Origin of the sequence: Leptolyngbya sp. Cla-17 (genome assembly GCF_016807185.1) — a bacterium.
GTDB lineage: Bacteria > Cyanobacteriota > Cyanobacteriia > Leptolyngbyales > Leptolyngbyaceae > ULC077BIN1.
This window is the reverse complement of the sequence record NZ_JAEVYN010000002.1, coordinates 698250-712679: the sequence shown is the minus strand read 5'-3', so window position 1 is coordinate 712679 and position 14430 is coordinate 698250. Positions and strand designations below refer to the sequence as shown.

Sequence of the window (14430 nt, the reverse complement as noted above, 5' to 3'; positions counted from 1 at the left end):
TTGCGCTATGACTTTCACCCAAGCTAAATCCCTTGCTTCAGCCGTCCGCGCTGATTTTGCCGTTCTCAGCCAGGAAGTGAACGGCAAACCATTGGTGTACCTGGATAATGCTGCCACATCCCAAAAGCCGATCGCGGTGTTAGAGGCCCTGCGCTATTACTACGAACACGACAACGCCAATGTGCATCGTGGGGCGCACACCCTCAGTTCCCGGGCTACGGATGCTTACGAAGGCGCACGGGATAAGATTGCTGCCTTTATCCACGCCGCTTCCCGCAATGAAATTATTTACACCCGCAACGCTAGCGAAGCGATCAATCTGGTTGCCTACAGCTGGGGCATGAGTACTCTGCAACCGGGTGATGAGATTATTCTGACGGTGATGGAACACCACAGCAACCTAGTGCCGTGGCAGTTTGTGGCACGGAGGACAGGCGCGGTGCTGAAGTTTGTTCAACTCACCGACACGCAAGAATTTGACTTTGAACAGTTCAAATCACTGCTGTCAGACAAAACGAAGCTCGTGTCTGTGGTGCATGTTTCTAACACTTTGGGCTGCATCAATCCGGTGAAGGAAATTTGCGCGGAAGCTCATCGTTACGGGGCAAAAGTGCTGCTAGATGCCTGCCAAAGTGCGCCCCATTTGCCGCTGGATGTCCAGGAGATTGACTGTGATTGGCTGGTGGTTTCCGGACACAAAATGTGTGCGCCTACGGGGATTGGCTTTCTCTACGGCAAGCTGGATCTGCTGAATGCTATGCCTCCGTTTATGGGCGGCGGCGAGATGATTGCCGATGTATTTTTTGATCACTCGACTTACGCCGAACTGCCCCACAAGTTTGAAGCGGGAACCCCTGCGATCGCAGAGGCGATCGCCTTAGGTGCTGCGGTTGACTACCTGAGCGCGATCGGTATGGACAAAATTCACGCCTATGAAGAGGAACTGACCGTTTACCTTTTTCAACAGCTTGAGCAAATTCCTAATCTGCAAACTTTAGGACCTAAGCCCAAAGCAGACGGCAGCGGACGAGCAGCCTTGGCAGCGTTTACCGTGGGTGATGTTCACGCGAATGATCTATCAACCTTGCTCGATCAAGCAGGGGTGGCAATCCGTTCAGGACATCATTGCACCCAACCCCTGCATCGCCTGTTGAATATTTCCTCCAGCGCCCGTGCCAGCCTCTACTTCTATAACACTCGCGAGGAGATCGATGTTTTTATTGCTGAGCTAAAGGAAACTGTAGAGTTTTTCAACGGCGTTTTTGAGGAATAGCCCCGAGTCATAGACAGTTTCAAAAGACTGGTCTTCATGACTGCACATATTGCAAAATAGCACGAGCGATCGCTTGGGCGATCTTGGTGCGTCCTGTTGCACTCGCCAGTCGTGCCGCATCTTCTGCACCTGTGACAAAGCCAATTTCCACTAGTGCCGCTGGCATATCCGTGTACTTGATGACATAGAAGTTTGCCTGCTTCACACCGCGATCGCGCGCACCCAATTCTTGCAGCAAATTGGTTTGAATCGTTCGGGCAAGCGATAGTCCATCGCTAGAAGAATAATAGGTTTCAATCCCACTCACATCAGTCCGGCTTGCAGTAAAAGAATTGGCGTGAATGCTGACAAACACATCAGCATTTGCCTGTTCTGCAAAGTCTACTCGCGGCGCTAATTCAACTTCTTGGTCACCCGATCGCGTCAGCACCGCGTTAACTCCTTTCTGCTTTAGCAACGCCACCACCTGCTGTGACACCGATAGCGTGATCTCTTTTTCCTGTAAACCGCCGATGCCAATTGCGCCGGGATCGCCGCCACCATGCCCGGGATCGATCACCACAGTAATGCCACTTTTAGGAATAGGCAGTGGGGTGAGGGTAGGGTTGAGCGATGGGCTAGTAGACGGAACAGGTTTAGAAGGCACTTCATTTGCCTGCACCGGAAGAATCATCGCCTGCAAATTGTTGCGGTTCAAAATCTGTTGCAATTCGGTAGCTTTGCCTTGTTCACGAAAAACGCCTGCTTGTACAACGCTTTGTCCATTCACCAGGGTCCGAAATGCCCCCGGAACTACGGCACTCACACGGGCAGCATCCGCACCGTTCACCACCACTCGATAGGCTAGCTTGCCATTCAAAATCGACGGTTGGGGAATGGGGGTAGGAGTAATTCGATTGGGTAGCGGTGGCAATTTACCAGAACTGGTCCCCGTTGGATAAGGTGTTGGATAACGGGGCAACGGTGATGAGTTTGGCATGGGAATCACTACCGCGGCACCTGGCGATCGCGAGTAGGGAAAAGCTCCACCCGCTGAAGTCGGCGCATTAATCGGCACGGTGGGAACTACAAAAGATCCGGGAGCGGCTAGGGCAGCACTAGCGAATCCTAAAGGACTGAGAGCGATCGCGCTCCAAGTCAAAAACCGAAGAGGAGAAATATTCATGGGCGATGTGTGAGGTGCTCTTTGGATACAAACTCCACCATCACTACTCGATCCGGATAAAACCACGCGATCGCATTTTAATCGACTGTTCGCTTCAATCAGCAACAGACAAAGATCTGCGATCGCGTCTTCGCAAACTAGCGGCTTACCCTAGGAAATTGGTTCTTGTGAGGAAAGCGGCACATTCCACATGGGCCGTTTGAGGAAAGAAGTCGGCAGGTTGCACGCGGGTAAGAGTATAGGCTCCGGCCTCGCACAGCGCCTTCAAGTCGCGGGCAAGAGTGGCGGGGTTGCAACTAACGTAGACGATGCGATCGGGCTGGATTTGCAATAGTGTTTCAATCACGGAGCGATCGCAGCCTTTGCGGGGCGGATCAAGGATAACCACATCTGGCTGTACTTCCAAGCTGGGCAGCAGCTTTTCCACGGTGCCCAACTGAAAAGTCACGTTATCGAGTTGATTGAGGGCTGCATTCATCGCCGCTTGTTCAATGGCTTCTGGCTGCGCTTCTAGACCAATTGCCTGTTTTGCCTGTTTCGCCAACGGCAGGGTGAGCGTACCCACACCACAGTAAGCATCTAAAACAACCTCGGTTCCTTGCAGGTTGAGTTCTGTCAAAATTTCCTGCATCAGCGCTTCCGCATTTTCAGTGTTGATCTGAAAGAAGGTATCAGGCAAAATTTGGAAGGTCATTCCAGCAAAGATTTCGTGAATGTAGGATTGTCCAGCGATCGGGTAGGATTCCTTGCCAAAAATCACGTTGCTGCGATTAGGGTTGATATTCAGCCCCACCCCCACCAAGCTAGGGTAACGCTCCATCCATTCTGCCGCTTGCTCTTTCATCCCTTCCAGATGCCCCTCTTTGACCACGAGGGTCAGCAGCATTTCTCCGGTGTGGCGACCAATGCGGAAGCTCAAATGGCGCAGCTTGCCGCGGTGTTTCTCTTCGTCGTAAATGCTCCAGCCGCGCTTTTGAATATCTTGCTTCACTTCAGCAAGTAAAGGATTGAGCCGTTGATCTTGAATGGGACACTGGTTAAGGTTAATGAGCAAGTGGCTGCCTTTTTGGTAGTAGCCTGCTTGCACTTGTGCCGTAGGAGATCGCCGCATGGGATAGGTTGCCTTGTTGCGATAGCCCAACGAACCTGCCACTTGAATCATCGGACCAATGTGCGGCTGGCTAAACCCACCAATGCGCTCTAATGCTTGCAATATCTGATTTCGCTTCGCCTCTGTTTGATAGCTATAGTCAACATGCTGCCACAGACAGCCGCCACATTTATCTGCCACGATGCAGCCCGGACGGATGCGATGCGGTGAGGGTTCTAGCAATTCATGTAATTTGCCGTTCGCATATTGAGGCTTTACCCGCACCAGTCGAACGATCGCGCGATCGCCGGTAACGGTATCGGGCACAAACACCACTCGCTGATTCACTCGCCCCACACCATCGCCGCTGTCGCTGAGATCGGAAATGACCACCTCCACCAGTTCGCCCTGTTGCCAGCGTGGGTCTTCTAACGGGGCGGAATCAACAAGATCTGGAGAGTATGTCATGGCAAAAAGGTTCGTGTAAATGCGCGATCGCAAACGACTATCCTAACAGTTCAAACCCATAGTTAGAAAAGGAAATCTAGAGGAACTTCTGTAGTATCAACTAACCAAAAGAAACCTACAAAACGCTAGATAAATCTAGATTAAATTGGTCAAACCTTTAATTTGTCATGAGCTTGGTTTAGCAAATGGTCGTGAGTATAAATTTCATTGTGTAACAGGATTGCCAAACGCGCCTCGTTTGCCACGCGCTTCTACTTGGGAAAATAAACGTTCACAGAATTCAATGGTTAACTAGCTGCATTTTCTATATCTATGCCAACTGATTTTAATATCGCGATCGCCTAATGTGATTACTGAAAACCAGAAAAGTAGGAGTAAGAGATGATTTTTGAAATGAACGCTGAATCCGTTGCTCGTACGATTCAACTGATTATTGCGCCAGCAGTACTAATGTCAGTCTGTACGTTGGTGCAAAATGGCATATTAGCTCGGTATACATCGGTGGGCGATCGCATGAGAAAGATCGATCAGGAACGACTGGAGTTTCTCCAAAAAAGCACCACGGAAACTTATTGGAAAGAGCGCTTAAACTTGCTAGATCAACAAGTTCCAGTTTTTGTCCGTCGTCATGGGCTGTTGCAAAAAGCCTCCCTCAGCATTTACATCGCACTTCTGACACTGTTACTGTGCATGTTTGCGATCGCCCTGACCGTCATTTTGAATTCCAACTGGATGGCGATCGCAGTGCTGGCGCTCTTTCTCATCGGTGCTGGCGTTTTGGTCACGGGTGTCTTTTTCTGCGCACTGGAAGTTCGCATCTCTCATATAGCGATTTGCTATGAACTTCGCCGTCTTTCCATGTGGGAAGAGATTTAGAGGCGGCACATCTTTACAAAACTTTATCGTTTCTCATATATCTAGCGCGGTACTCTCTTGAGAGTGTGGCGAACCTTGCTGCGAAACAATAATTGTCTTTATTTGCGACCCCAAGACTCGTTAAACTATAAACCAATACCCTAAGACACCACGATAATTATGAGCGTAGTTAGCCAAGTCATTCTTCAAGCCGATGATGAGCTTCGCTACCCAACCTTTGGCGAACTCCAAACCGTAAAAGAATATTTTCAAACTGGCGAACAGCGCACTCGCATCGTCGAAGCGCTGTCTGTAAATGAGAAAAAAATTGTTCAAGAAGCCAGCAAGCAGCTTTGGAGAAAGCGCCCTGACTTTATTGCTCCGGGTGGCAACGCCTATGGTGATAAGCAGCGGGCGCTTTGCCTCCGAGATTATGGCTGGTATCTGCGATTGGTTACTTATGGCGTTCTCGCCGGTGATAAGGACCCGATCGAATCAATTGGCATTGTCGGCGCACGCGAGATGTATAACGCTCTGGGCGTTCCTGTTCCCGGTATGGCGGAAGCAATTCGTTGTCTGAAGGCAGCCTCTCTGGAACTGTTAAGCGATGAGGATGCGGCAGAGGCTTCACCCTACTTCGATTACATTATTCAGGCGATGTCTTAGGCGTTAGAGAAGCCTCTACAAAGTAGACTCGCGTCTTGCTCAATTTCAACTTTTAACTTAAGTTTCCCATGGAGGGCAATGCTCAATAGTATCAGGCTATCAACGTTGTCTTCCGTGGGAAATTTTTTGAGTACTTCCCAAATGGAACTCACTGTATTGCAATTAGCGTGTTGCGAGCGCGCATGTTAGGTAACAGAAGCATTGAGCAACACCATAGAACCTTAAAGCAAAGAAGAGTACAGCTCATTTTCTGGAATGTGGAAATCATGCCCGCTTAAGCTTAGAAGCTTTTCAATCCATGAAGTAAAGTCACAAGTCGTCCAGCATAAAAGCATTTTTTTAGACATTTTCTAGAAGAAAATCATGATTAAATACTTAATGACAAAAATACAAACATGTTTTGTCAACCTTTCTAAAAAATACAGTCTTCACTAGATTTTAGTTTTTAGAGAATCGAATTTAGTGTGAGGAAAAAGTGCTTAACATGTTACGAAACTCCCCCTTGGTCAGCTTGCTCATGCTGAGTGCTGCGCTGGCTATCCCAGTTTCAGCCAACGCGGCTGAGAACCAAGCAGCTTCTAGCGCAAAAAACACCTTAGTTGCTGAGCCAAACTTTACTGCTATTTCCCCTTCTGCTGATCAACTTGCTCCAGCAGCTAGCCAAGCGCAACCAGCTCCAGCCGTTGTAGCTATGGAGCCAGTCGTTAATCCCTTGATGACTCAGGTTACTTCTGTCTCCCAGTTGTCCGATGTTCGACCAACGGATTGGGCATTCCAAGCTCTCCAGTCTCTAGTTGAGCGGTATGGATGCATCGTTGGCTATCCCGATAGAACCTATCGTGGCAATCGTGCAACAACGCGCTACGAGTTTGCCGCTGGTTTGAATGCATGTTTAGATAAAATTCAAGAACTGATCGCTGCCGCCACTGCGGACTTTGTGCGGAAAGAAGACTTAGAAGTTGTCAAGCGGCTCCAAGAAGAATTTGCTACTGAATTAGCAAGCCTGCGGGGTCGAGTGGAAGTTTTGGATGTGCGGACGGCTACGCTCGAGAAGCAGCAGTTTTCCACCACTACCAAACTAGCGGGTGAAGCGATTTTCACGATCGCTGATGCTTTTGGTGACTATCCAAGACAAGGCGATACCAACACCGTCTTCAACGATCGAATTCGGCTGAACTTTCTGACTAGTTTTACTGGGCAAGATCGCTTGAGAATCCGGTTTCAGGCTGGCAATGCCATCCGGCTTCTCAGCAACCCCACCATTCCTAATGCGCCAAATAACTACCAGCGAACCAATGAGGGCAACCTCCCCTATGATGGAGCGGGTCTTGCGGCTGGTGGCGTTGTTACCGATTCAAACAACGGCGGCAACAGCGTATTTCTAGATGTAGTAGATTACCGCTTCCCACTGGGCAAGAATCTAACCGTTACAGTGTTAGCTAACGGGGGATTGCACCACTATTATGCCGACACTATTAATCCCTTTTTTGAAGGCAATGGCGGTGGTCAAAATGCAATTTCTCGGTTTGCCGAACGTAACCCAATCTATCGCATTGGACCACTCGGTGCCGGGATTGGAGTTAACTTCAAATTTAATGACAACTTTAAGCTTGATGTAGGGTATCTCTCCAACACAGCTAGCAATCCGGGAAGCGATGCAGGGTTGTTTAACGGCAACTACTCAGCCTTGGCGCAGTTGGTTTTCACCGGCGGCAGTAAATTCAAGCTTGGACTGACTTACGTTCGCGGCTATGAGAAAAATAATCCTGCCTTAGCGGCTGGCAACAACTTTAACTTGGGTGGAACGGGCACCACGTTTGCCAACTTAAACAATAATTCGTTGCTACGAGGACGCTCCTTCCCCGTTGAGAGTAATTCTTTTGGGGTCGAAGCTTCATTTAGACCCACTCCTGGTCTGATTATCAATGGGTGGGGGGGATACACTGATGCCAATTTGGTTGGTTTAGGAAGTGCAGACATCTGGAATTTTGCCCTCGCCGTTGGCTTGCCAGATTTCGGCAAGAAAGGGAATTTTCTAGGCTTTGTTGGGGGAGCAGAACCCACCTTAAGAGGGATTGGCTTTGCTGGCTCTAACTTAAGCCCCGCTTTTGCCAGCAGAAGTCAGGACTTCGCCCTTCATTTCGAGACCTTTTACAAGTACCAACTCAACGACAATATTTCGATTACTCCCGGTGTAATCTATCTGCCCAGCGTGAACCAGAATGCTGGTATTCCTGGCCGCAACTCCAATAGCGATGTTTTTATTGGCGTTATACGAACGACCTTCACGTTTTAGCAGCTAAATTTGGAGGATGTTTTAAGGTTTAGGCATTCTCTAAGTTTGGAGCGATCGCGTTTCTCTTTGTTTATTTCAATTCCCACGGTGGGCAGCACTCGGTAGCATCCGTCTACAAAGGTTGTCCTCCGTGGGAATTTTTTTACTCGCTTTTCACCTCAGCTTGCGGAATTTGGGAGTCGGAAATGGTTGCTTGCAATGATACAAGCGATTTTTGAACCATTAGCCCCCACAAAAAATTGGCATGAGTACCTTCATTTCTCCCAATGCTGAGCAGATCAACCAAACAAAGGCGGCGATCGCGGCTTATGTTGACCGCATCGATCGCAACCCTGAACGACGCGATGGCGCTTACCCTTACTGTCTATTTCATGAACCGGGTCAGCCCATTCGCGGCACAGTGATGATGTTTCATGGATTTAGCGCCAAACCCCACCAACTGTGGCGATTAGCAGACTATTTGTTTCGTAATGGTTTTAACGTTTATCAACCTTCCATTGCAGGGCATGTGTTGATCAATCCGGCTCAAAACTGGGCGCAGGTCGATCTAAAACCAGAAATTGCTGCGCCGCTGAAAGTCAAAATTCAAGAAGACCCGGTTTTAAGCAACTATTTAGGCAACATCGCTGCCAATCCAGATGGCTTTACCCGCCCTAGCTACATGCAGCGCCTTGCTCTGATTGCTCGGCTAGTGGCGATCGAACCCCGCCTGCTAGATATTGTGAAAGCCGTTGAAACCCCAGATAATCCTGACTTCGATCGCTACTTTATCTCCTCCCATCTCGATTATCTTAGCGATGCCCAAGCGCGATTGGCAGACCTGGATGCGATGCCTGGTGGCGTTTACACGGTTGGGCTATCGGTTGGCGGCTCGGTTGCTCTGGGACTTGCCGCTGCCCGCCCCGATCGCATTAAGCAAGTCGTTGCCTATGCGCCTTTAATCCACATCTATGGAGAAGAACGCCGCCAATACATCAACTTGGCAGGTCCGCTGGACATTAGTGAATCGGGGTGGGACCCCAATCTACGTTTTCCAGTGGGGTGTCTCACTGCCGCCGACCGCTTTGGCAGTAGTGTTGTTCTCAGCCAAAACTCTGTGAACGCCCTACGAAAAATACCCGTTTTTATGGTGCTCACCGAAAATGAAGACGCTGCTGACATCAACACCAACACAGCCCTGTTTGACCAGATTGGCGGCAGTTCAAATGGCAACCACTTCTATCTGTATCCGGCAAAAGACTTGGTGCCCCACCCCCTCGTTGACCCTACCGAAATCAGCCAGGGGATGAGCAACCGCTTCTGGCAAAGCTTGTATCAAGAAACTTTCCGCTTTTTGACCACAGGCAACGTCAATCTTGAGAACTTGGGCACTGTGGATCAAGATGCTGATGTGCCTGCGGTACCACCCGTGGAATGAAGTGCGTAGTGCAAGTAGAACTTGCTATTCGTCACTGGAACTTTCATTCGTCATGTTTGGAGTGGGCACAACGATGTAGCCTTCAGAGCGATCGCCTAATACCAAATTTCGCTCAAGACCCCAATGCCACCAGTGGGCAGCAATATAGGCACAAATGAGGCTGTCTAGCTGGTCTTCCACGGCTTTCAGCTCAGCCCCTTTCAACGGAATCTCTGGAATAGCAATCGTGCTGAGGCTCACGTCTAAGGGCGGATCGTGCAGCGGCAGGAACTCGTGAATGTAATAGCGCAATCGGGCAAGTTCAGGGCGACGTTCTGCGAGAGTTCCTTTTTTGTACTTCAAGATGCGCGGCAAGCTGAACAGATGGACGATCGCAGGGTGAGGAAAGGCTTCAATTTGCCAGCGTCCTCGCTGCTGGGGCTGAATGATCGGCGCATGATGAAAGCCGCGTTTTTCCAAGCTCAAGCCAAATGCCAAAGTGCGTTGAGCAAACGTGGAACCCAGATTTGCCGGATAGCAGCCTGCATGATATTTGCCAAAATGCTTGTGAGCCAAGCGATCGCATAGGCGCATCCCGGTTGCGTTGGGAATTAGGGTTGGGGCATCTACCGCCACCATTCCAGGCTGATCGGGCGCAATCCAATCATCGATCCAGGCGAGGATATCGGCGATCGCCGATATCCTCTGCAAATCCAGTAGCGTCAACTTGCCCGATCGCCACTCTAAACAACACAATCCACTCGCCCCCGAACTCCAGCCCAAATCAACGCCGATAAACTTCATTTATCGTTTCCACTTCTAACTTCTGATTCCTTACGCCCTTCACACCTTAGAATATCGAAAGATCTTGATTGTAGTGACCCTATGCCTATCAAACGCGGTGACTTTGTTCGTGCCATCAAAGAAAAGCTAGAAAACAGTCTAGAAGCCAAAGCCAGCGATCCGCGCTTGCCGTCCTATCTGTTTACCAGCAAAGGTGAAGTGGTCGATCTCAGTGGCGACTACGCCTTGGTAAAGTTTGGCATTACTCCCACTCCCAACATTTGGCTGCGACTGGAGCAACTGGAAGAATTTAAAGATTCAAAATGAGGATCAAAGGGCTTTTATCTTTAGCGAATTGTATTGGCGCGATCCACTCTGGCAGGCCCCCTGAGTCACACGACACTGCAAAAAATTCACTCATAGGGTAAGTTTTGGAGCAATGCTTTCTCGCTAAGAGGTTTGCGCCATGAAAGTTGCCATTTTTAGCACCAAGTCTTACGATCGCCAGTTTCTAACAGGTGCCAACACCGATTACGGGCATGAACTTATTTTTCATGAAACCCCGTTGAATCCTGCTGCTGCGACCCTTGCCAGTGGATGTGAGGCGGTGTGCATTTTTGTGAATGACGATGCCACTGCCGACACCTTAAAAATTTTAGCGGCGGGAGGCACTCGATTCATTGCGTTGCGCTGCACCGGGTTTAACAATGTGGATTTAAACGTGGCGGCTGAATTGGGCATCAAAGTCGTGCGGGTGACAGTCTATTCACCCTACTCGGTGGCAGAACATGCAGTGGCGCTGCTGCAATGTCTCAATCGAAAAATTCATCGGGCCTATAACCGCACCCGTGACAGCAACTTTGCTCTCGATGGATTGATGGGTGTGGATTTGCACGATCGCACCGTCGGCATCATTGGCACCGGAAAAATTGGTCAGATCTTTGCCAAAATCATGTCGCAGGGCTTTGGTTGCAAGCTACTTGGCTATGATTTACACCCCAACTCAGCGTTTGAAAGCGAACTGGGCGGCAAATACGTCACCCTCCCGGAATTGTTTAGCCAGTCAGATGTAATTTCGCTCCATTGTCCCCTCACGCCAGAAAATTATTACCTGATCAACGCTGACGCGATCGCGCAAATGAAGCCCGGTATCATCATCATTAACACCAGCCGAGGCGGCTTAGTGGAGACGGAAGCCGTGATTGCGGGGTTGAGAGCCAAACACATCGGGGCCTTAGGGCTGGATGTGTACGAACAAGAATCTGAGCTATTTTTTGAAGATTTGTCCTGTGAAATTATTCAAGATGATGTGATTGAGCGGCTCTTGTCGTTTCCAAACGTGATTATGACGGGTCACCAGGCATTTTTCACTCAAGAAGCGATCGGAACTATCGCCAAAACCACCCTGGCCAGCATCACCGAATTTGAACAAGGAAAGCCACTGTCTAATGAGGTCAAGCCACCTGAAAAGGTGCCTGCCACGGCTTAAGTGTTTGCCATTTTTCAAACGGAAGATGACGCTTAGCCCTGAAGCAACGCACAATTGAAAACGTAATATGAGCAGAGTGGAGGGTAGCTATGACAATCTTGCTGGCTGGAGATGTTGGCGGCACAAAAACGATTTTGCGTTTAGTGCAAGCTGAGCAAACAGATTCCGCCAGGTTGCCTTCCTTAAAAACGCTTTATGAACACACCTATTCCAGCCGCGATTTTCCTGATCTGGTGCCGATGGTGCGGCTGTTTATGGATCAAGCCAAGGATGTGATTGGTGAGGTGCCGCTGCCTGAATCCGCCTGCTTTGGGATTGCGGGACCCGTCGTTCACAACGCCTCAAAGCTAACAAATTTAGGCTGGGTTTTACAGGTAGAAGATTTGCAGCGAAGTTTGCAAATTCCCCTGGTGACGCTAATCAATGATTTTGCTGCCGTGGGCTATGGGGTGCTGGCATTGCCACCGGAAGATATCTGCACGTTGCGATCGGGTCAGCCTGATCCCACGGGGGCGATCGCCATCATTGGAGCCGGAACTGGACTCGGACAGGGCTATGTAATCCCGCAGCGGGTCGGCTATCGGGTGTTTGCCACCGAAGGCGGACACACTGACTTTTCACCCCGCTCTGAACTGGAATATCAGCTTTTGCGCTTTCTCAAAGAGCGATACGATCTGAGGCGCGTGTCGGTCGAACGGGTGGTATCTGGCATGGGAATTGAGTCCATTTACTTATTTATGCGAAGCCGGGGGGGGGCCAAAGAATCTCCAGAAATGGCTGAAATCTTTCAGACCTGGCAACAAGAGACTGGCAAAGAAGAAAAAACCGTCGATCTACCATCAGCAATTTCTCGTCATGCTCAAAATAACCGAGATTATTTGTGCCAGGAAACGATGAATTTATTTGTGCGCGCCTATGGAGCCGAAGCAGGCAATCTTGCCCTGAAGCTATTGCCCTATGGGGGCGTTTACATTGCAGGTGGCATTGCTGCTAAAAATTTGCCGTTGATCCAACAGGGCGATTTCTTAGAAGCGTTTGATGACAAAGGTCGAGTGAGTAAAGCGATCGCCCAGATTCCGGTGCATGTTGTGCTGAACCCCCGCGTGGGGCTACTTGGCTCGGCGCTTTGTGCGGCTCAACTGCAAAACTGACCCAACGAATAGATGTATCGTAGGACATAACAAGAAATCAAAGAACTTCGCAAAATAGACTTAGCGCTTCTTGTTGGCTCCTCTCTTCCCGTGGGAGAGACTTGGGGTGAGGGCAAGCGAAGTAGAACAGTGGGCTGATTTAAACACGTTGAAACAATGCGGTAGCGTCATTATGGTTGCAAGTGTGAGTAAAGATATGGACACTCAAGCACTCTGGAAGCGTTACGAGGAGTGGCTCTATTACCACGAGGGGCTAGGGCTGTATCTGGATATTAGCCGAATGCGATTTACAGACTCATTCCTAGAGTCGCTTAAACCTAAATTTGAGCAAGCATTTCAAGACATGGCAGCTTTGGAAGGCGGTGCGATCGCCAATCCTGATGAAAACCGCATGGTGGGTCACTATTGGCTACGTGATCCCGATCTTGCCCCACCCTCATTGGGTCAGGAAATCATCGAAACTCTAAAGCGGATCGAATCCTTTGCCCAGAGCATTCATGCTGGCGAAATTGTTCCACCCGAAGCGACTCACTTTACCGATATTCTTTCTATTGGCATTGGCGGCTCTGCCTTAGGACCTCAGTTTGTGTCCGAGGCGCTGTCTCCGCTGGATTCCCCAATGCCGATTCACTTCATCGACAATACCGATCCTGCTGGGATTGATCGGATTTTGAACAAACTGGGCGATCGCCTGAAAAGTACCCTTGTAATCGTTACCAGCAAATCCGGCGGCACACCCGAAACGCGCAACGGCATGTTGGAAGTCAAACACGCCTACGAACAGCAAAAATTGAATTTTCCGAAACATGCCGTTGCCATTACCATGCAGGGCAGCAAGCTAGATGAATTAGGTGGACTGGAAGGCTGGGTTGCCGAGTTTCCCATGTTTGATTGGGTCGGCGGACGCACGTCTCAATTCTCCGCAGTTGGTCTGCTGGCAGCTTCTTTGCAGGGCATTGATATACACGCCATTTTGCAGGGGGCAAAGGATGTGGATACTGTCACTCGCATTCCCGACCTAAAACAAAATCCCGCTGCCTTACTTGCCCTCGCCTGGTACTATGCCGGAAATGGCAAAGGCGAAAAAGATATGGTGATTTTGCCCTACAAAGACAGCTTGCTTTTATTCTCACGCTATTTGCAGCAATTAGTGATGGAGTCTTTGGGCAAGGAAACGGACTTGGATGGCAAGGTCGTCAACCAGGGAATCGCGGTGTATGGCAACAAAGGCTCTACCGACCAACATGCCTATGTTCAACAGCTACGGGAAGGAGTTCCTAACTTTTTTGCCACCTTCATCGAAGTGCTAAAAGATCGTGATGGCGGCTCCATGGAAGTAGAGCCGGGAGTAACATCGGGCGATTACCTTTCTGGTTTGCTGCAAGGCACTCGCCGCGCCTTATACGATAATCGTCGTGATTCGATCACCCTCACCATCTCCGAAGTGACACCCTACACCGTGGGGATGCTGATTGCCCTTTATGAGCGCGCTGTGGGCTTGTATGCTTCCTTAGTGAATGTCAACGCTTATCATCAGCCGGGGGTGGAAGCGGGCAAAAAAGCAGCGGCTTCGGTGTTGGATCTGCAAGCAAAAGCGATCGCAGCCCTGAAGGGTGCAGGTCAGTCGATATCTCTAACTGAGCTAGCGGCTAAAGCAGGCGCACCCAATGAGATCGAAACGATCTACAAAATCCTCCGGCATCTAGAGGCAAATGATCGCGGTGTTCAGCTACAGGGTGATCGCGCTAAGCCCTCCAGCCTCACCGTTTCTGCTAGCTAGATTGCTAAAAAATAATTG

General features: G+C 49.7%; 12 protein-coding genes. 9 read left to right on the top strand and 3 right to left on the bottom strand.

Translation table 11 applies throughout. The features are described 5' to 3' along the window. Positions 1-7: 7 nt before the first annotated feature. Complete coding sequence (locus JOY44_RS14445) at positions 8-1273, top strand: SufS family cysteine desulfurase (protein WP_171574375.1); 1266 nt, start codon at positions 8-10, stop codon at positions 1271-1273. A 34-nt stretch (positions 1274-1307) separates the two neighbouring features. On the opposite strand, the gene JOY44_RS31410 is transcribed toward JOY44_RS14445, so the two are convergent. Together JOY44_RS31410 and rlmD are read right to left on the bottom strand one after the other, a co-directional pair. Then, a complete protein-coding gene (locus JOY44_RS31410) occupies positions 1308-2438 on the bottom strand; it encodes an N-acetylmuramoyl-L-alanine amidase family protein (RefSeq protein ID WP_171574374.1) in 1131 nt (376 codons plus the stop codon). A 145-nt stretch (positions 2439-2583) separates the two neighbouring features. After that, positions 2584-3996, bottom strand: a complete 1413-nt coding sequence (rlmD, locus tag JOY44_RS14435; RefSeq protein ID WP_171574373.1) for a 23S rRNA (uracil(1939)-C(5))-methyltransferase RlmD — start codon at positions 3994-3996, stop codon at positions 2584-2586. Positions 3997-4377: 381 nt separating this feature from the next. Between rlmD and JOY44_RS14430 the strand changes: the two genes are divergently transcribed. The 4 genes from JOY44_RS14430 (at position 4378) to JOY44_RS14415 (ending at position 9230) form a co-directional block, all read left to right on the top strand. Then, positions 4378-4872: a DUF2721 domain-containing protein gene (locus tag JOY44_RS14430; RefSeq protein WP_171574372.1), complete on the top strand. Its 495-nt coding sequence runs from the start codon at positions 4378-4380 to the stop codon at positions 4870-4872. A 159-nt stretch (positions 4873-5031) separates the two neighbouring features. After that, positions 5032-5517: an allophycocyanin subunit alpha-B gene (gene apcD, locus JOY44_RS14425; protein ID WP_171574371.1), complete on the top strand. Its 486-nt coding sequence runs from the start codon at positions 5032-5034 to the stop codon at positions 5515-5517. A 484-nt stretch (positions 5518-6001) separates the two neighbouring features. Beyond that, positions 6002-7813: an iron uptake porin gene (locus JOY44_RS14420; RefSeq protein WP_171574370.1), complete on the top strand. Its 1812-nt coding sequence runs from the start codon at positions 6002-6004 to the stop codon at positions 7811-7813. Positions 7814-8057: 244 nt separating this feature from the next. Then, positions 8058-9230, top strand: coding sequence for an alpha/beta hydrolase-fold protein (locus tag JOY44_RS14415; RefSeq protein WP_171574369.1), 1173 nt, complete (start codon positions 8058-8060; stop codon positions 9228-9230). A gap of 24 nt (positions 9231-9254) precedes the next feature. Here JOY44_RS14415 and JOY44_RS14410 read toward each other — a convergent pair whose 3' ends face one another. Further along, entirely contained in the window at positions 9255-10013 is a 759-nt protein-coding gene (locus tag JOY44_RS14410; RefSeq protein WP_171574368.1) for a DUF429 domain-containing protein, read from the bottom strand. Between the two features lie 81 nt (positions 10014-10094). Here JOY44_RS14410 and JOY44_RS14405 point away from each other — a divergent pair, with 81 nt between their 5' ends. From JOY44_RS14405 to JOY44_RS14390, 4 genes are all read left to right on the top strand, one after another. Further along, on the top strand, positions 10095-10319 hold the full coding sequence (locus tag JOY44_RS14405) for an NAD(P)H-quinone oxidoreductase subunit O (RefSeq protein ID WP_171574367.1): 225 nt from the start codon (positions 10095-10097) through the stop codon (positions 10317-10319). A gap of 139 nt (positions 10320-10458) precedes the next feature. Beyond that, positions 10459-11481: a 2-hydroxyacid dehydrogenase gene (locus JOY44_RS14400; RefSeq protein ID WP_171574366.1), complete on the top strand. Its 1023-nt coding sequence runs from the start codon at positions 10459-10461 to the stop codon at positions 11479-11481. A gap of 89 nt (positions 11482-11570) precedes the next feature. Beyond that, positions 11571-12632 (top strand): glucokinase, encoded by a 1062-nt coding sequence (locus JOY44_RS14395; protein WP_171574365.1) that lies wholly within the window; start codon positions 11571-11573, stop codon positions 12630-12632. A 106-nt stretch (positions 12633-12738) separates the two neighbouring features. Further along, on the top strand, positions 12739-14412 hold the full coding sequence (locus JOY44_RS14390) for a glucose-6-phosphate isomerase (protein WP_197985382.1): 1674 nt from the start codon (positions 12739-12741) through the stop codon (positions 14410-14412). The last annotated feature ends 18 nt before the right edge of the window (positions 14413-14430 follow it).